Source organism: Edaphobacter sp. FHG110511_03, assembly GCF_059115365.1.
On the sequence record NZ_JBZYWL010000001.1, the window covers coordinates 811,565 to 830,204 of the forward strand.

At 59.6% G+C, this 18,640-nt stretch carries 16 protein-coding genes; 10 read left to right on the plus strand and 6 right to left on the minus strand.

The features are described 5' to 3' along the window. Positions 1 to 66: 66 nt before the first annotated feature. The 3 genes from AC5S26_RS03195 to AC5S26_RS03205 form a co-directional block, all read right to left on the minus strand. Positions 67 to 1,668, minus strand: coding sequence for a multicopper oxidase family protein (locus AC5S26_RS03195; protein WP_494183403.1), 1,602 nt, complete (start codon positions 1,666 to 1,668; stop codon positions 67 to 69). 110 nt (positions 1,669 to 1,778) lie between these two features. Further along, positions 1,779 to 3,404: a phospholipase C gene (locus tag AC5S26_RS03200; protein WP_494183404.1), complete on the minus strand. Its 1,626-nt coding sequence runs from the start codon at positions 3,402 to 3,404 to the stop codon at positions 1,779 to 1,781. A 228-nt stretch (positions 3,405 to 3,632) separates the two neighbouring features. Further along, positions 3,633 to 5,399, minus strand: a complete 1,767-nt coding sequence (locus AC5S26_RS03205; protein WP_494183405.1) for a M20/M25/M40 family metallo-hydrolase — start codon at positions 5,397 to 5,399, stop codon at positions 3,633 to 3,635. 214 nt (positions 5,400 to 5,613) lie between these two features. On the opposite strand from AC5S26_RS03205, the gene AC5S26_RS03210 reads away from it, so the two are divergent. Then, complete coding sequence (locus AC5S26_RS03210; RefSeq protein ID WP_494183406.1) at positions 5,614 to 5,814, plus strand: hypothetical protein; 201 nt, start codon at positions 5,614 to 5,616, stop codon at positions 5,812 to 5,814. 120 nt (positions 5,815 to 5,934) lie between these two features. Here AC5S26_RS03210 and AC5S26_RS03215 read toward each other — a convergent pair whose 3' ends face one another. Further along, a complete protein-coding gene (locus AC5S26_RS03215) occupies positions 5,935 to 6,252 on the minus strand; it encodes a hypothetical protein (RefSeq protein WP_494183407.1) in 318 nt (105 codons plus the stop codon). Positions 6,253 to 6,271: 19 nt separating this feature from the next. On the opposite strand from AC5S26_RS03215, the gene AC5S26_RS03220 reads away from it, so the two are divergent. Next, on the plus strand, positions 6,272 to 7,033 hold the full coding sequence (locus tag AC5S26_RS03220; RefSeq protein WP_494183408.1) for a hypothetical protein: 762 nt from the start codon (positions 6,272 to 6,274) through the stop codon (positions 7,031 to 7,033). Here the strand turns inward: AC5S26_RS03220 and AC5S26_RS03225 are convergent. Continuing rightward, complete coding sequence (locus tag AC5S26_RS03225) at positions 7,030 to 7,449, minus strand: VOC family protein (protein ID WP_494183409.1); 420 nt, start codon at positions 7,447 to 7,449, stop codon at positions 7,030 to 7,032. The genes AC5S26_RS03220 and AC5S26_RS03225 overlap by 4 nt on opposite strands. 177 nt (positions 7,450 to 7,626) lie before the next feature. Here AC5S26_RS03225 and AC5S26_RS03230 point away from each other — a divergent pair, with 177 nt between their 5' ends. The 6 genes from AC5S26_RS03230 to AC5S26_RS03255 all read left to right on the plus strand — a co-directional run bounded on the left by AC5S26_RS03230 (position 7,627) and on the right by AC5S26_RS03255 (position 16,906). After that, positions 7,627 to 8,064 (plus strand): thioredoxin family protein, encoded by a 438-nt coding sequence (locus tag AC5S26_RS03230; RefSeq protein ID WP_494183410.1) that lies wholly within the window; start codon positions 7,627 to 7,629, stop codon positions 8,062 to 8,064. A 111-nt stretch (positions 8,065 to 8,175) separates the two neighbouring features. Continuing rightward, positions 8,176 to 8,541 (plus strand): PadR family transcriptional regulator, encoded by a 366-nt coding sequence (locus AC5S26_RS03235; protein WP_494183411.1) that lies wholly within the window; start codon positions 8,176 to 8,178, stop codon positions 8,539 to 8,541. 58 nt (positions 8,542 to 8,599) lie between these two features. Further along, positions 8,600 to 11,296 (plus strand): ABC transporter permease, encoded by a 2,697-nt coding sequence (locus AC5S26_RS03240; protein WP_494183412.1) that lies wholly within the window; start codon positions 8,600 to 8,602, stop codon positions 11,294 to 11,296. Between the two features lie 63 nt (positions 11,297 to 11,359). Next, positions 11,360 to 13,798, plus strand: a complete 2,439-nt coding sequence (locus tag AC5S26_RS03245) for an arylsulfatase (protein ID WP_494183413.1) — start codon at positions 11,360 to 11,362, stop codon at positions 13,796 to 13,798. A gap of 82 nt (positions 13,799 to 13,880) precedes the next feature. Next, positions 13,881 to 14,225, plus strand: coding sequence for a PadR family transcriptional regulator (locus AC5S26_RS03250; RefSeq protein WP_494183414.1), 345 nt, complete (start codon positions 13,881 to 13,883; stop codon positions 14,223 to 14,225). After that, complete coding sequence (locus AC5S26_RS03255) at positions 14,222 to 16,906, plus strand: ABC transporter permease (RefSeq protein WP_494183415.1); 2,685 nt, start codon at positions 14,222 to 14,224, stop codon at positions 16,904 to 16,906. Before AC5S26_RS03250 ends, AC5S26_RS03255 begins: the two co-directional genes overlap by 4 nt. 28 nt (positions 16,907 to 16,934) lie before the next feature. On the opposite strand, the gene AC5S26_RS03260 is transcribed toward AC5S26_RS03255, so the two are convergent. Then, positions 16,935 to 17,624: a hypothetical protein gene (locus tag AC5S26_RS03260; protein ID WP_494183416.1), complete on the minus strand. Its 690-nt coding sequence runs from the start codon at positions 17,622 to 17,624 to the stop codon at positions 16,935 to 16,937. Positions 17,625 to 17,684: 60 nt separating this feature from the next. On the opposite strand from AC5S26_RS03260, the gene AC5S26_RS03265 reads away from it, so the two are divergent. Continuing rightward, positions 17,685 to 18,221: a MarR family winged helix-turn-helix transcriptional regulator gene (locus AC5S26_RS03265; RefSeq protein WP_494183417.1), complete on the plus strand. Its 537-nt coding sequence runs from the start codon at positions 17,685 to 17,687 to the stop codon at positions 18,219 to 18,221. Positions 18,222 to 18,273: 52 nt separating this feature from the next. After that, positions 18,274 to 18,618 carry a hypothetical protein gene (locus tag AC5S26_RS03270; RefSeq protein WP_494183418.1) on the plus strand — a complete coding sequence of 115 codons (345 nt, stop codon included), beginning with the start codon at positions 18,274 to 18,276 and terminating at the stop codon, positions 18,616 to 18,618. Positions 18,619 to 18,640: the final 22 nt, after the last annotated feature.

Genomic DNA, 18,640 nt, shown 5'->3' on the forward strand with positions numbered 1-18,640 from the left:
TTGCGCAGATACAAAAATGCGCTTGATCTTGTAGGTCGTGCGACGGGGATAGCAAGGAAGGCGAGGTTACGCGCCGTGACCTGCTTCCACCACTTCGAACGGTCGCATCATCTCGTTGTCTTCGTGCTCCAACAGATGGCAGTGCCACACATAGCGACCCTTGTAGCCTTCGAAGGGAACGATGATGCGGGTTACGTGGCCCTTCTCGCAGCGCACTGTATCTTTCCACCCGGCCTCTTCCGGTCCCGCCGGAACGGCGCGTCCGGTGTACCTCATCTCGCCCGTGTCCTGAAAGTGGAAGACGTCAAAGCTGCGCCGGTCCAGGATCTGAAACTTCACCAGGTGCAGATGAATCGGGTGAGTATCCTCGGTAAGATTCACTAACTCCCAGATCTCCGTGGTGTCGATCACCGGTTTCTCCGTCACCGGGATGTGCCAGGGAGTATTGTTCAACAACATCCCCATGGAGTCCTGAACCTTGTCCATCTTCTCGTCGAGCGTCAGCCGTCGCGTTCGCACCGCCGCGCTCTCCGGAATCCGCTTTATAGTCCGCAACGCCGTTGGCAGTGGGCTCTCGTCCTTCGAGCCCGAGGCCGCCACGCGAAACTCCATAATGTCGAAGCTGTCGCTCTTCAGAAGCAGCTTCTCCCCGGCGTGTGCACTGAAGTCGAACACGAGGTCCGTCCGTTCCGCAGGGCTCAACAGCGTATGTTTCGCCTTCACAGGTGCCTCCAACAATCCCTGGTCTCCACCGATCACATGCATCTCCAATTGATCGCCGAAGGAGAGACGGAAGAACCGTGCGTTCGATCCGTTCATCACGCGAAACCTGTATCTGCGCGGCTCGACCTCGAGATAAGGAGAGAGCCTTCCGTTCACGAGCATCACGTTGCTGTAGACCTCGGGAACCCACGGCGACTCAGGGTTTCCGGAGACGGGATACTCCAACTGTCCATCAGCCCTCAAAAACCTGTCAAAGAGCATCAGCGGAATCTCGTACTTGCCCTTGGGCAGATTCAACGCATCTTCGGCTTCATCCCGAATCACGAAGAGTCCCTGCATCCCCGCATAGATGTTCAGCCGATTAATCCCCATCGTGTGGTCGTGGTAGAACAGCAGCGCGGCGTCCTGCTTGTTGGGATAGTGATAGAGCAGAGACTTGCCCGGCACCACCCAGTCCTCCGGATATCCATCGCTCGCCGCAGGCGTTCTGCCGCCATGCAAATGAACCACGCAGCGCACCTCGGGTTTGTCGGCCTCGGCTCCGTGCAGCGTGTGATCGATCGGTAGAAAGTGCCTCAACGGGAGCCGGTTTGCCCACTCCACCATCAGGCCTTGCCCACTCTTCGTCTCGAAGATCGGCCCCGGCGAGCAGCCGTTGAAGCCCCACATCCGTGTCGGCGGCAGGTCGCGGTGCACCTTCTGATGGATCTCCTCCGCAGTCACCCTGTAGAACGGAATGCTCTTCGAAGGATCCTCCGGATCGGGACGAATGCCAACGCTCTTCATCGTCGCGGGTAGGGGCAGCGGATCGACAAATGGCTTCAGCGTATTCGGATCGAGCGCCTTTGACCCAGTCGCGATCCCTCCCGCGACCATCGTCCGTTCAAGAGAAAGTCCGGTAGCCAGAACACCGGCCCGTCGTAGAAACCTTCGTCGAGAGATCAAGCGTATTGCCCTCTTCCTTCTGCAAACAAAGAAACGAGGGGTGCCGGAACTTACTGCTTCCAGCACCCTTCGTTGCAATGCAACTACTTCAGTTGTTCAAAAAGCAACTTTCAGAACCAGCCATTGTGATTGCCGCCGCCGCCGTGGTTGTTCGTCGGCAGCCCCGTGCTCTCATCCAGCAGCAGATTGTCGTTCTGTGGATTTTTGAAGTCGAACATGTTCTGCAGCGAACCGGCGCGGCTGTCGAATGAACCCTCGATCCGCTGTCCGCCAACCCAGTTATCTTCGATGAAGCGAAGAATCGAGCTCTGGTCGGTGACCGTGTGGTCCACATAGTTGTGCTTCGCATACGGAGAGATCACCAGCAACGGCAGTCTCGGTCCATATCCGCAACGGCCCTGCGCATGCAACGCCGTCGAGCTGGAGAGCGCCGTGGAACCGTCTCCGCAGGATCCTGGTCCGATCAGGGCATCCGCCTCGGTGGAGGACTGGTTCACGATCGGGCTCATCTGGTGATCGTACCAACCGTCGGAATCGTCATAGGCGATCACAACCGCGGTGTGTTCCCAGTCCCGCCCCTGCTGCTGCAGGAAGTTGATCACGTGCACGATGAAGGCCTGCTCGTCCAGCGGATCGGAGTATCCGGCATGACCGTCTTGATAGCCCGAAGCCTTCAGGAAGCTGACCGCCGGAAAGTTCCCCGCCTTGACTGCGGTGAAGAAGTCATCCGTATCGTACTGGTGGTTTGCCTGATCGGCGTCATAGCCGATCGACCGCACCGACGAAGGCCGCAGGTGCTTCGGGTTCGCCGTCGAGGCATAGTACTGGAACGGCTGGTGGTGAGGAATGTAGTCGGCCTTCTTCGTCATCGTGACCTTGGAGGTCGTCGTGCGGCTGCAGCCTGTCGATCCGTCGGCGTTCGTCTTTGTCAGATCGAAGCCGCCCTCGAAGAAGCCCCAGGTCACGCCGCGGCTGTTCAGCAGGTCGCCGATATTCTGGCCTCCGAATCGCACCGTTCCGGTTCCCGAACAGACATCGCCGATAGGATCGGCATCGCTGATCAACGTCTGTCCGCCGCTGCCATCGGAGACAACGGAGTCACCCGCGCTCACCGAATCCACGATTCCACCCGTCTGTCCCGAGATCAGGTTGATCGCGCCGGGAGTCGAAGGGCCAAAGGTTGTGTCGTAGGAGTTGTCGCTCATCGCATACTGCTGCGCGTAGTTCCACAACGCCGTAACCGTATTGCCGTCGTAGTAACCCATCACCAAAGCATTGGTCGACTGGCCGTTGGGCGGGGGGCCGGGAGCTCCGGTGTACTTGGGGAAGCCGTCCATCAGGCCGCCATGAAAGGCCTGCTGCTCCGGGGTGTAGTCGTGGTCCTGGTCCGCCGTAGCTGCTGCGGAGCGATCCAGACGGAACGGGTTGGAGGCAGCCGCGCCATTCAAGGTCTTATTAAGGAAGTTCGGATTGTTGTACAGAAGGTCGTCGGTGTATCCATTGATGCCTGGTGTTCCAGGTGCTGCTACGAACCGGGGTTCTCCGTGGGGATTCAAAGCGATCGGATACGTCCCGAAGTAGTGATCGAAGGAGACGTTCTCCTGGAAGATCACCACCAGGTGCTTGATCGGCATGGAAGTCTCTTTAAAGTTGGCCTGCGCGTTTACAAGCGATGGCCCCGCAATCTGTCCAGCCACAAGCATTGTGGCAACAGTACTCGCAAAAAAATTCTGCATACGATCTCCTTGAACTGGGACCTGTCCTTTTGCCCCGGCAGGCCATGCTCAAAGGTGTAGTCAACGATCGTGAAAAAACGGTAACGAAGCAATGAATGTTCAAATGCGAGTTCTGACCCGGCAACAAAGGCCCGCCTGCACAAAGTCGAAAAGGGAATTCCTTTGCATGAAAAGAAAGCGGCGGGAGCTCTCGCTCCCGCCGCCTCGGATCTCTATCTCTAGCGTGCTTTACTTCGACTCTGTCACGTTCGGATAGATTCCCGAAATAGGTGCCGTCTTCTGTTGCTCCAGCTCGGGATGGGGGAAAGGCTTGCGCGGCATCATCGCTTCACGCTCGCTCGTGTTGTAGAGGAAGATCGCCTCGATCACTGCCGCCTGTTGCAGGTCGGCCGCATGCAGACGATCGAAAGTGTCCATGTCGGAGTGGTGGGTACGGGTTTCGTAGTCCATGGGGTCCTGGATGTACTGGAAGCCCGGCAGGCCAACGGCATCGAACGACAGGTGATCGGTACCGCCGGTGTTGCGATAGCTGATCGTCGTCGCGCCGAGGTCCTTCAATGGAGCCAGCCACTGAGCGAAGATCGGAGCAATCGCGTAGTTCTCCTGCGTGTACACGCCGCGCACCTTGCCGGTACCGTTGTCCAGGTTGTAGTAGGCGTCCAGTGTCTCCCACTCTTTGGTCGTCGTTAACTTGCCCTTCGGACGCAGGAACGCAGAAACCGCCGGCTCGGCACCGGGCGGCTCGGCAAACGTACCAAAGTGATTCTTGACGTAGCCCTGCGAGCCGAACAGCCCCTGCTCCTCGCCCGACCACAGCGCGATGCGGATCGTCCTCTTCGGCTTCAGGTCCAGCGCCTTCAGAATGCGCATCGCCTCCATCGCCACCACCGAGCCCGCCGCGTTGTCCGTCGCGCCTGTACCCGAGATCCAGCTATCGAGGTGCCCGCCGACCATCACCACCTGGTCCTTTAGCTTCGGATCGGTCCCCGGAATCTCGGCGACGGTGTCGAAGCCATGCTCGTGATCGCCCGTGAACTTGGTCTCGATGTTAACCTCGAGCGTCACCGGAACATGATGCTCCAGGAGCCGCGCGATGCGGTTGTAGTGTTCGATCATCATGACGGCATTGGGAATGGTTACGGCTGTCTCCTTCGTCTGCGCGCCGCGAATCAGATTCGCTCCGTTGTCGTCGAAAACGATTCCCGTTCCGCCGCCCTTGCCGCCATCCCGCGTCGGAGTGATGATTGCAGCCACACCCTCTTCCGTCATGATCTTCAGCGCGGCAGTACGCATCGCGGTCAGCTTCGCACGATCAGCCATCAACTGCTGAATGTTCGGTGCACCCGCACGGGCCTCGGGAAAGTTCTCCATCTCCTTCAGCTCCTCGTCGGTGTAGCGATGAAAGAGCGGGTTATCGAGGTCAGGCGTTGGCCGGATCGCTCCGAAGAGCACGATCTTCCCTTTCAGGTTGCCCTTGTACTTGTCCATGTCCTTGATATCGGCGATCGAGATGTACAGAGCCTCGCCGGTGAGAGGACCGTTGGTCGCCGGCGACCAGGGCGCGGCCTGCAGCCAGATAGGCTCCGGGTCGGGCGAGATGATTCGTCCCCAGGTATTGATCTGCTGCCATCCCATCCCGAACTCGCCCCAGTCCTCCAGGTGCGCATTCTCGAGACCGACCTTCGTCAAAGTGTCCCGAGTCCATTCGTTCGCCTTCTTCATGTCAGGAGAACCTGTCAGGCGCGGCCCGATGCCGTTGGTCAGCGCGTCCGCGAACTCCATCACATGCGAGTGCTTGAATCCCTCTTCGCGGATCCGCGCATACATAGTCAGATCAAGATTCTCTTTAGCCGGCTGTGGACCGTAATAGGAGGGTGTCTCCGCGACAGGTTCCTTTTTGACGGGCTTTTTGTCAGCCGCAAGAGAGGGAATTACGAGGCCAGCAACTGCAGCCGTATAAAAGCTCCAGCGCGCAACGGTGCGAACGAATGACATGCTTGATGGTCCTCCAGAAAGAAATAGGGGGTTGGATCGGATAACGAAGAATAGCAGAATGGGTATGGGTAGGAGACGAAGGCGCAAGCGAAAAAGTTGACGAAAGCGTTGTCGATACGGATGTTTCTACAATCGGCAGGCCGCATTCTGAAAGAACAGGCGTGCTTCAAAAGCGCTGTTCACCGAATCTTCCCGATCATGAGAAAATTTCAGTATGAGTGACTTCATCCCGAAACCCAACGGAGCAAAGATCGGCGGTCTCGGCCCCAAGGCCCAGAAACTGCAGGCGCTGCGCGAGAAGGCCGCACAACAGAAGGACGGCAAGTCCTTCTCGACCTCTTCCAGCTCATCGGTCAAGGCCAAGGACACCTTTGCCGGAACCAAGAAAACCAACTTCCAGCGCAAAGCCACCTAGGCAAAACCCTTGCCGCAGGTGGCCCTGCGTGAGGGGGCGGCGGACTCTTTCCGATCGGCTGAGAGAACAGGCCCGGTAACTAGGGTTAAATACGTCTAAGCTCTTCGATACAAAGCAGAACTAGGCCTTGCGTGTGATCCGCTTCACCCATAGCGTACCCAGGTATCCCCACGATACCAACAGCATAATCACACCAGCGATCAGCCCACCTCGTTTGTAGCTCAGGGAGACATCCACCGCCTGATGGGCTGTCGAGTTGTAGATCATAATTCCGATGATTCCTACAAAGGTCCCTGCGAAAAACGCCGAAAATCCCGCAGCCGCCCCCATCAGCAGGCTTGCGAACCACCCCAGGTCTCCCATCGGAATCCCGAAGAGATTTGCCTTCGCTTCCTGCGTCTGCCGTGTTATTCCTTCTCCCTGCGATCCTGGCGTCATACCAGTAGAATACTGCTTTATGGCTGAAGGTGTTCAAAACGGATTACTGCGGGCGGTGCAGGTTGCCCGCGAAACAACGGTGCATCGCGCTCCCAACGGTATCGCCTACGCTGCATTCGGCGATAACAGCCTCGAAGGCCCCGATCTGGAGCGGATGGTGCAGGCCGTTCCCTCGGCGATCGCCTCCGCTCTCGCCCGCAAGGCCTACTACTTCGTTCCGCTCGCTCTCTCGGAAGGCCGGGCCGGTGATTCCACCCTGGTAGCCCCCGCCTATACCACTGAGCTCGGCGACCAGGCCATCTGCCATCGTAACGTCACCCTCGACAACGCCGAGGGCGTCTTCATCTCCACACGCCTCCTCGGAGACCGCTTCGCCCTCGCCTTCGAATTCTTCATCAACGTCGGCCACGCCTTCGTCGATGTCGCCGGAGTTCCTGAAAGCTTTCAGCAGCTCGTCTGGGCTCAGGCTCTCGCCGATGTACGCGGCGAGACCTCGCAGGATGCCTGGGAGAGCCGCAATCTCTCGCTTGTCGGAAAATCCGAGGGCAAGACCACCATCGATGAGCGCGCCAAAACCAGCTTCCTCGAGAGCTCCTTCTCCGACGCGGTCGCGATCTATCTGCTCTCCCTCTCTCTCGACTTCGACTACACCGAGTTGCGCGAGCGGGAGTACCCTCTTCTCGCTCCGCAGGCCCTCGCCGACCGCCTGCGTCACATCGCCAGACTCTTCCCGCCAAACTCAGGCTACGAGTTCGCGATCCGCTATCGCCGCCGCGCTTAAACCAATTCCTTGCGTTCGGCCAGATGCTTCTCCCAGGCCTCCTGCTCGGCGTTGCCCCAATGGGCAATCTCTATGTGGTATCCGTCAGGATCCGCAAGATTCATCGTTCCGCTCGGCAGATACGGTGGATGCTTGATCTCCGACACCGCTGCACCCTTCTCAATCAGGTGTTCTCGCAGTCCCGCAAGGTCCGGCGTGTACATGGAAAAAAGGAATCCCTGAGCCTCAGCGTCGATCTCCCGCTCCGCCCGCAGGAACATGATGCTGCCGCCCTCGCAATGCAGCCGCGCCCACCCGATGGGGGTGCATCCATCGTCATCAGTCAGCCGGAAGCCCAGCAGTTGATAGAACGCGATCGATCGCTCGATCTCCGCAACGTGAAGCAGTGGAGTGGAATGAGCTACCCATTCTGCCATCTTCTTCCTCGCTCTACTTTGTCTGTCATGATCGCTTTCGCGGATAGAGTACTCTCCCGATCGAAAAAGCGCAGTTAACAATTGCACCCCACTCAGACAGACTGCTGTACCCAGGTTCTGCGCTCGCTGTATCCTCGACCCTTCCATCCGCATCCAACCACATCGGAGCTCGAAGACATGCCACTTATCCGGACCTGCCCAAGCTGTGGACAGAAGAACCGCATTCCCGCCAACCATCTGGCCGATACCGGGCGCTGCGGTAACTGCAAAAACGACCTGGCCCCCGTCAGCGAGCCGATTCCGGTCGATACGCAGCTCTTCGACGAGATTGTTCAGAACTCCCGCGTTCCCGTCCTCGTCGACTTCTGGGCTGACTGGTGCGGTCCCTGCCACATGGCTGCTCCCGAGGTCGCGCAAACTGCAACGAACACCAAAGGCCGCGCGCTTGTCCTCAAGGTCGACACCGAGCAGAATCCCCAACTCTCGGCCCGCTATAACGTTCGCGGTATCCCCAACTTCGCCGTCTTCTCCGGTGGTCGTCTCGTCTCTCAGCAGGCCGGCCTTGTCAGCCACCAGCAGATGGAGGGCTGGCTGGATGCCGCGCGAAGTTCCTGAGTCTCCGGGGAAATCAGCCCGTTGTGACGAGCCGTATTGACATGAAAACGGAAGCGGAGGTCTACTGGCATAGTCTAACTATGCCAAGCTCTGCTGAAGGGAATCTCTGTCATGGCCGCACTCGTCAACCGCAGTTCCAGCCCAACGGAAGATCGCGACGAAATCCCTCCTGGAACCCTCTATCTCCTCATCCTCAAAACCATCGCCGTTCGCGGACGGCTGCACGGCTACGAGATCGCCGAGTCCATCCAGCAAAACTCCGATGAGATCCTTCAGGTAGAAGAAGGCTCGCTCTATCCCGCCCTCCAGCGCATGCTCCTCAAAGGCTGGGTCACGGCAGAGTGGGGAGTCACCGCCGGCAATCGCCGCGCCCGCTACTACACCCTTACTCCCGACGGCCACAAGCAGCTCCACCTTGAGGTCTCCCAGTTCCAGCGCGTGATGGGAGCCATCGGACGCATCATCCAGACCGCCTGACGCGCATTCGATGACACCAGCCATGAGCCTTCCTGCTGAAATAAAACGGCGCCTCGAAATGCTTCTTCATCGCGGCAAGTTCCAGCGCGACCTCGACGAAGAGTTGCAGCTTCACCTCGACCTTCGCGAGCAGCAGCAACGCGAGGCCGGACTCTCCGCTGCCTCCGCTCATCGAACCGCACGTCGCAAATTCGGCAATCCAACCGTACTCAGGGAGAACAGTCATATGGCATGGGGATGGAACTGGCTCGAAAGCTTTCTGCAGGACGTTTCCTATGGCATCCGGTCCCTGTTGCGCAGTCCCGCGCTCACCACAGTCGCCCTGCTCTCGCTCGGCCTCGGCATCGGAGCCAACACCGCTATCTTCAGTTTCATAGATGCGGTCATGCTCCGTTCTCTGCCCATCAAAAACCCCGCCGAGCTCGTAGTTCTCGGCGAGGGCGATGAAGACGGTATGACCGACCGTTATGGCTCCACAACGCTGTACTCCTACCCGTTCTACCGGCAGTTCCAGGAGAAGAACAAGGTCTTCTCCGATGTCGCCACCATCCTCAGCTTTAATGCCAACCCGCACGGCACCATCGACCGCCGCGACCAGATGGAGCCGATGATGATCGATATCGTCTCCGGAACCTTCTTTTCCACCCTCGGCGTCGAGCCCGCCATGGGCCGCATGTTCACGGACGACGACGACACCACGGAAGGCGACCATCCAGTCATTGTCATCAGCTACGCCTGGTGGCAGCGCGCCTTCGCTGGTGATCCCAACGTGCTCCACCACACCGTCAAGCTCGGAGACACGACCTTCAATATCGTCGGTGTCACCCCGCCCGGCTTCTTCGGAATCATGGTCGGGCACGAACCCGATCTCTGGGTTCCCATGTCGATGTGGAAGGCCATTCCTCCTCACTCGGGCGGCTATAACGACAACTTCTTCCAGTCAAACCTCATCCTCGGCCGCCTCAAGCCCGGCGTCACCCCCGCGCAGGCCGAAGCCAACGTCAACGTCCTCTATCAGCAGATCATCCGCGCCTTCCCTGACGCCAAGCTCAACGCCTATAACCTCCAGCATCTCCAGAAGGCCCACGTCCCACTCACCTCGTTGGCTACCGGCCTCTCTTACCTGCGTCACGGCTTCTCCGATCCGCTCAAGATCCTCATGGGCGTCACCGCGCTTGTGCTGCTTATCGCCTGCGCCAACATCGCAAATCTGCTTCTGGCTCGCTCCACAGCTCGCGCTCGCGAGTTTGCGGTGCGTCAGGCGCTTGGTGCCCGGCGCATCCGCCTCATCCGGCAGCTTCTTACCGAAAGCCTTATCCTCGCGCTCGCCGGGGGACTCCTCGGCATTCTCTTCGCCGTCATCGCTGACCGCCTTCTTCTCCGCATGATCTCCGGAGGCTTCGACGCCGACCCCATCCCTCTCGACGTCTCGCTCAATCTGCGGCTGCTCCTCTTTACTCTCTTTGCCACCATTGGCACCGCCGTCCTCTTCGGTATCGTGCCCGCGCTTCGCGCCTCGCGCGTCGAGGTCACGGAGTCTCTTAAGGACGGTCGCGGTTCCTCACACGCGCCTACTCGAACCCCGCTGGGCAAGGCGCTGGTCATCGGTCAGGTCGCCCTCTCGCTCGTGCTCACCGTCGCCGCCATGCTCTTCCTGCGCAGCCTCGTCAACCTTACTCATGTCGACACCGGCTTTGCGCGCACCGGCGTCCTTCGCCTCGACATCGACTCCAACGTCGTCGGCCTCAAGTCAGACGACCCCCGCATGATCGCGATGTTTCGCCAGATCGAACAGCGCATCGCCGCACTTCACGGAGTCAAAGGCGCCAGCTTCGCCTCCTTCTTCTTCCACCAGGGCAGCTGGAACGGCTCCGTCAACGTTCCTGGGGCAGGGTACAACGAGCGCATCGACGTCAGGCACAACGTCATTGGCGACGATTACTTCAAGACCCTGCAGATCCCCGTGCTCGCCGGCCGTACCTTCGGCACGCAGGACACCGCCACTTCACACCGTGTCGCCATCATCAGTGAGAGCATGGCACGCGACCTCTTTCCCGCAGGCGTCAACCCCGTTGGCCGGCATTACTTTATGGGCCACGATCCTCGGCCCGAAACCGACGTCGAGGTCATTGGCGTCGTCAAGGATGTAAAGTTTGGCAGCCTCGACGAACCGCAGGAGTATGTCGACTACATCCCCAACCCCCAACACCCATGGGGCTACGGCGCCTTGGCCGTGCGCTACGAAGGCGACTTCCACACTGTCTCCTCCGGCGTGCAGCAGGCCATTCACTCCGTCAATCGAATCCTGCCCATCCGGCACATCACCACGCTTGATGCACAGGTTCAGCGCACGATCACCAACCAGCGCCTGGTCGCGCAGCTCTCCGCCTTCTTCGGCCTGCTCGCCATCTTTCTCTCCTCCATCGGAATCTACGGCCTCATGTCCTACCTCGTCAGCCGCCGTACCAACGAGATCGGCATCCGCATGGCACTCGGCGCTGCGCGCTCCAACGTCCGATGGCTCGTCATGCGCGATGTGGTCATTCTCATCGTTATCGGGATTGTCGTCGGTGTTCCGGTTACGCTCCTTGGAAGTCGCCTCGTCTCCTCGATGCTCTATGGCCTTCGAGCCGCTGACCCGCTCAGCCTTATCGCAGCCATCCTTGCTCTGTTGCTGGTCGCTCTGTTCGCGGGTTATCTCCCCGCCCGCCGAGCCTCTCGTGTCGATCCCACCGTCGCTCTTCGCTACGAATAACGCGCCTGCAATCCATTCCTCAAATCGGCGATGTATCGTGTCCCCTGGGGGAGAACATCGTCGATGAATCGCATTCCGCGCAGCAAATGGCAACTCTCATCCGTACTTTCTCTTCTCGCCGCTGCCACCGCGATCGGCGCGTCCGCCGTTGCGCAGTCGCCCGTGCAGCCCGACCGCACAACGCTCCCGATCCCTTCCGCACCTTTCTCCGGCTCCATCACGCCCGACTACAGGACCTCCACGGTCGAGCCTTCGTCGCCACTCACGGTGCCAAAGGGAGCGCCCAACGTCCTGCTCATCCTGCTCGATGACGCCGGCTACTCTCAAACCGCGACCTTCGGCGGCCTCATCCCCACGCCTACGCTCGACTCTCTCGCCTCGCACGGCCTGCGCTACACACGCTTCCATGTCACCGCGTTGTGCTCTCCAACCCGTGCCGCTTTGCTGACAGGTCGGAATAACCACGCTGTAGGCATGGGAACCATCGTCAACTGGGCCAACAACTATCCCGGCTACACAGGCTCCATCCCAAAGGGCGCCGCCTTCGTCTCCCAGATCCTCCGTGAAAATGGCTACGCCACTGCGAGCATCGGCAAATGGCACCTCATCCCCGACGCCGAGACCACCTTCGCCGGCCCCTACGATCACTGGCCCACCCACCAGGGCTTCGATTACTTCTACGGCTTCATCGGTGCCGAGACCGACCAGTGGCATCCCGAACTTACCGAAGGCACCCAACCCCTCGAGATGAAGCCGCCGCCAGGCCGCGAAGCTGACTACACCCTCAACGAAGATCTCTCCAGCCACGCCAGTGCATGGATCCTGCAACAGACCGCGCTTGCCCCGGACCGCCCTCTCTTCATGTACTACGCTCCCGGAGCCACGCATGCGCCGCTTCAGGCCCCGAAGCAATGGATCGACCGCTTCAAAGGCAAGTTCGACATGGGCTGGGACAAGTATCGTGAAGAGGTCTTCGCACGCCAGAAGAAACTCGGTGTCGTTCCGCAGGACACCGTTCTCACCCCACGCCCCGCTGATCTTCCCGCATGGGATTCCCTCACCCCCGACGAGAAAAAAATCGCTGCACGCCTCATGGAGGTCTTCGCTGGAATGATGGCGCAGGCCGACTACGAGATCGGCCATGTCATCGATACCCTGCGTCAGACCGGCCGCCTCGATAACACGCTCATCCTCTATATCCCCGGCGATAACGGCGCCAGCATGGAAGGCAATCTCAAGGGCACAGACAACATCATGGAGCAGGTCAACGGCCTGCCCTCATCCGCCTCCGAGATTCTCAAACACCTCGACACCATCGGTCTCTCCGGAACCAACCCACACTATCCCGCCGCCTGGGCCTGGGCCGGCAACACTCCGTTCCAGTGGGGCAAACGCATCGGATCGCACCTGGGAGGCACGCGCGATCCCCTCGTCGTCTCCTGGCCCGGCCACATCTCCGATCCCGGCGGCACCCGTTCGCAGTACGAGCACGTGATCGACGTCACCCCAACCATCCTCGAAGCCGCAGGCATCCCTATTCCTAAATCTGTCGACGGCGTAGGGCAGCAGCACATGGACGGCGCGAGCTTTATCGCGACCTTCAAGAACGCCGCCGCTCCCGAGCGCACCACGCAGTACTTCGAGATGCACGGCAACCGCTCCATCTATCACGATGGCTGGGTTGCCGCTCAGCGCACCGGCCTTCTGCCCTGGGCCTACGCCCTCAACGGCGACTACAAGCCTCTCCCCTGGGAGCTCTACCATCTCTCCGACGACTACTCCGAAGCCCACAACGTCGCCGCCACCAATCCCGCAAAGCTTCACGAGCTCGAAAGTCTCTTCGACGAAGAGGCCAGGAAGAACCACGTCTATCCCATCGATCCGCGCATCTCCGGTCGTCAGCATCCCAACCCGCCGCCGCCCGGGGGCCGCGCCTTCTACACCTTCTATCCCGGTGCAACCCATCTCTACGACGCCCTCGCTCCCGGAACACGTAATCGCTCCCACACCTTCACGGCATATGTCACGATGCCGCCAGCAGGAGCCGACGGTGTCCTCGTCGCCGAAGGTGGCGAAGCCTCCGGCTACTCGCTCTACATCAAGGATGGACATCCCGCCTACGCCTATAACTACTTCCGCCGCGAGCGAACTTCCATCATCGCCAAAGACCCTCTTCCACCCGGCGACTCCACCATCGAGCTGCGCTTCATCTACGACGGCGGAGGCCAGGGCAAAGGTGCGAACGTCACTCTCCTCGTCAACGGCAAAGAGGCCGGCCACGCACGCATCGAACACACCGTCCCCCGCGCCTACTCCTTTGAAGAAACTTTCGACGTAGGCGAAGACTCCGCCACACCAGCAGGTCCGTACCACTCACCCTTCCCCTTCACCGGCAAGCTGCAAAGGCTGGAGCTGCGCAGCGATCCTCTTCCTCCGCTCTCCGCCGCCGAACAAAAGAAAGAAGCCCACGCCGCCGGCGCCCTCGCCGAAGCTCGCGAATAAATCGACGCTGAAAAAACAAAGCAGCTGTTGACGCCCGCTCTGCCACGCGAGTACTCTCCTATTCCAAATAGGAGAAGAGGCGATGGGCGGCAAAAAAATCGATCTGCTCCAGGGAACCCTCGAGGTCCTTATCCTCAAGGCCGTCTCCCTCGGCGCGCTCCACGGCTACGGAATCCTGCTCCGAATCCAGCAGATCTCCAGCGGCCGCCTCGAGATTCCTCAGGGGTCCTTCTACATCGCGCTCTATCGCATGGAGCACAAGGGCCTCGTCCAGGGTGAGTGGGGAGAGTCGGAGAATAACCGCCGCGCCAAGTTCTACACGCTCACGGCCGCCGGACGAAAACAGCTCAAGGCCGAAACCGAAAAATGGGCCCGGATGACCGACGTCGTAGATTCCATTCTCGGAGCCACACCGGAGGAGGCATGAAGCTCTTCGCTCCCATTCGCTCCTGGTGGAACGCTCTCGTGCATCGCTCGCAGACTGATCGCGAGATCGAGGCAGAGCTGCAGTTTCACATAGACACCCACGCGCAGCATCTCGTCGACTCAGGCCTCTCTCCGCAGGAAGCCCTCCGGCAAGCAAAGATCGAGTTTGGCCGCGTCGATGTTCAGAAAGAGAAGTACCGCTCCGCAATCGGCCTCCGTCCACTCCACGAGATCGGTGGTGACATTCGCTATGGTCTACGCTCCCTGTACCGGCACCCTCAAGTCTCGGTTGTTGCCATTCTTTCCCTTGCCTTGGGCATCGGAGCCACCAGCGCGATGTTCAACGTCATCTACGGTGCCTTGCTGCATCCCTTTCCGTACGCTGATGCAGACCGAATCGTGAACCCCGCGGTCATCAATCATCAGCATCCGGATGTTCCCACCTGGTTCGCGCTGACCGTGCCGCAGTTCGACAGCTTCATCAAGGCGAAGTCCATCGATAGCGTTCTGGGCTTCCAGCTTGCGGGTCTGCCCGAGACAGGAGGCGCACTTCCTGAAAACGTCAGCGTCGCCTATGTCACCTCAAATATCGGCAGCTTTCTGGGGATACCGCCGCTCTTCGGCCGAGGGATTCAGCCGTCGGATGCGCGTCCCGGCGATCAGGCAAAAGATCAGTCGAATATTGTGGTGCTCGGCTACAAGTACTGGAAGCGGCGCTACAACGGCGATCGGAATATCCTCGGCAAGACTCTCGATCTCGATCATCAGAGTTATGCCATCGTCGGCGTAATGCCCTCACGGTTCGCTTTTACCCAGACCGTATACAACGCCGATGTCTACATTCCCTGGACACCGGCTAGGAATCCCGGCCTCCTGCCGTGGATCAAGCTCAAGCCCGGAGTCAGCCTTGCCACTGCAAACGCGGAGTTCCAGAGCTACCTCAATAAGTTCAAGCAGGAGACGCCAAAACATTTTCCAAACTCCTTTCACGTTGAAGTGCAGCCCATCGTCGCGCCCTACGTTCATCGCAGCGGACACATCCTGGCACTCCTCTTTGCCTCCGTTCTCTTTCTCCTCCTCATCGGCTGCGCGAACTGTTCAGTGCTCCTGCTTGCTCGCGGAGAGGCCCGGCAACATGAACTATCCATCCGCAGTGCGATTGGTGCGGGAAGATTTCGTATCGCGCGACAGCTTCTGATCGAATCGCTGGCGATCTCCTTCAGTGGTGCGGCTCTTGGCACGGCTCTCTCTTACTGGCTCGCACGGCTGCCGCTTCTGCTGATGCCCAACGCCTTCTTTCCCCAGGAAGCCGCAATCACTCTCAACCTTCCCATGCTGGCATTCTCCGTAGGGCTTGCCTTGTTTTGCGGAATTCTCTTTGGCCTCGCTCCCGCATTCCGTTTTTCGCGCCCGGATGTCTCCCGCATCCTGCAGGCTCATGCTCGTGTCGCCGGCGGCTCCAGCAGGCGTTCGCTGAATCTGCTCATTGGCGGTCAGGTCGCGCTGACCTTTGTCCTTCTTGGTCTTTCGGGAGCTGCGATCATAGGCTTTCTCAAAGTCACTTCCATGAACCTGGGCTACGACCCACACCACGCCATGGATTTTGGTGTCCCTCTAAAAAGAGACACCGACAAAAATCAGCCGAAGCGAGCCAATTATGTGGAGCAGCTTCGCGAACGCGTTGCCGGTGTTCCCGGAGTCGTCTCCGTCGCAGTGGCTACTCGGAGCATCCCACCTTCTCTGCCCTTCGATGGTGTCACTGCGCCCTTTGAAATTATGGGACGAGAGTCCGAGAAGCAGCAAGAGACCGCCACCTTCCTTGTCAGCCCCGATTACTTCTCCGTCCTCAAAGTTCCGCTTCTTAGCGGAAGAATTTGGAATCAGGATGAAAACCGACGTGGCGACTTTGTCGCTGTCGTCAACCAGAGCTTCGTCCGTCGCTACCTGGCCGCAGCCGAGGCGCTCAATCATCAGGTCCGCATTCCTTCTCTCAAAGACGACGGATCGCCGCTTGTTGCAGTCTCTCCCCAAAGTGGAGAATGGCGGCAGATTGTGGGCGTAGTGGCGGATTTTCGAAACGACGGTCTGGAACGGCCCACAGTCCCGGCGATTTATGTGCCGAGCACCACTTTCATGTTCGATTCCGCCAATTTTATGGTTCGCACCACAGGCGAACCCCTCGCTCTTCTTCGTCCCATTCGTCTTGCGATCCAGTCTGTTAACTCCGAACAACGCATCACCGCAGGAGAAACTCTGGAAGAACGTTTGGAGGTTCAACCTATCTGGGTGCAGCAGCGCCTCTTCTCCATCCTCTTCAGCTTCTTTGCCTGCCTCGCGCTCTCGTTGTCTCTTGTCGGCATCGCCAGCACCGTTCTATTCGCAGCCGCCCGGCGCAGAAATGAGCTTGGAATCCGAATGGCTCTTGGTGCACGAAGAAGCCACATCGTCTGGACCGTATCCCGCACAACCGTGTTCACCATCGCCGGTGGAATCGTAGCCGGGCTCGTTCTGAATCTTGCCCTGCGAAAGCTGCTGGAGCACTGGATGCCGGGCAGCAGTCCCGCTATCTGGATCTTCGCTCCGGTCACCGCGCTCCTCCTCCTCGGTACCACCGTCGCCTGCATTCTGCCTGCGGCTCGTGCAGCATACGTCGATCCAGCTCAGACCCTTCGCTGCGATTAGAGCAACGCTGCCAACTCGCGATCGCACCTCACTCTTTTATTCCACTGCTCTCCGCCCTGGGAGACAGCTTGAGCGAGATACCCAGCATCCACACGATGCTGACAAACCGGTCCACCGGGATCAGATAACCGGCTCTGAAGTCGATCAGCGTCAGAGCCGAGAGTTCGCAAGCCACGGCCGTAAAGAGTCCAAGCCACATCAACCACTGTGGAATTAGCCGACGCTTGCCCGCCGGAATCGAGATCCCAGCGACAAACAGTCCCAGTGGCACCACAAAACCAGGGCCTCCGCCGTTGAAGGTCAATGCCTGCAGGGCGCGTACCGCGCCTGTCGCCTCCGCGATTCCCGGCCTTGTCAGCGACCAGCTTGCAAGTGCCGAGAAAGCCAGCATCATCGTGGCGCCCACGCCGCCAAGCAGCGCAATCTCCTCGCCCGCCGCCCGCACCTTGTGGAAACGAAGCCGGCTGACCGTAGCCGCGATAAAGACACCCAACACAATCGCTGACCCCAGTTCCCAAAAGGAGCCCCACCGAAGCGCCCCGCTCACCTTCGCAACATAAGCCACGGCGTTCTCAGCCGTATCCCGAGGAACCTTGAATGCCGCGCTGATCTTGGAGCCTCCGGCAAAGAGCAGGGCTACGTACACGATGGTAAGCACCAGCAACGAGGGGCCTGCGTGCCGAAGAGTGGAGATCGAAGGATTCGGAATTGATTTCATAGTGGAATCGTTAATATCATTAACGATTAACAACGTGCAATACACTCGTTTTAGCGATCCATGGCCCCGCCGATCAAAAACACTCGAAACTCCTTCCTGCTGGCGCAGGTCGGAGCTCACGCTGCCAGGCGCTACGCCGAACGACTGTCCGCGCTTCAACTGGTCCCCGCTCACTCCGGAATTCTGCGTATGCTGGCCATCGAACCCGAGATCAGCCAGCGCGAGCTTGCCTCCCGGCTGGGCATGCATGCCAGTCGGCTCGTGGCCGTTATCGACGAGATGGAGACAATGGGCCTGCTCGTTCGCGGCAGCAACGCCAATGACAGGCGATCCTATTCCCTCAGCATCACCCCGGCCGGACAACAGAAACTGGCCGAGGTGACCGCCGTCTCCAGAGAACACGACGAAGCGATCTGCGAGGCATTGAATGCGGACGAGCGTCAGATGCTCGCCAGTCTGTTGCAGCGTATCGCGAACCAGCAGGGCCTTACCCCGGGCGTCCATCCGGGCTACAGGAATTTGGGCGGCAGGCCCGGCCCACCCTCCGGTCCGTCAGGCACCCTTGCCAGGACGAAGAAGCCCGGAAGCACGAGCTGATGGCGATTTCTTGATACTGCTCCAGGCCCGTCTCCGCCATTATCCTTATCTCATGCATCGCCCGCTGCTTGCCTGCATTCTTCTACTTGCCGCCGTTTCTGCCCACGCCACTGAGGTCGGAGTCTCCGCCCAGGCCATGGAGCGCACCCTCAAGACACAGCTCTTCAATGGTCCCGACGGTCGCTATTATCTTCGCGGTGACGCGAAATCCACCTGCTTCGTCTATGCTGAAAATCCACGCGTCACCTTCGACAAGGATCGCGTCGTCGTCCACGTCCACACCCGCGCCAAACTCGGGACAGGGGTCTACGGAAACTGCGTGGGCGTCTCGATTACTCGCGATGTGGACGTCTCCGTCCTCCCCGATGCGGAAGGCGAGACGATCGGGCTTCCGTGATGCCCGCATCGATCATCTCTCG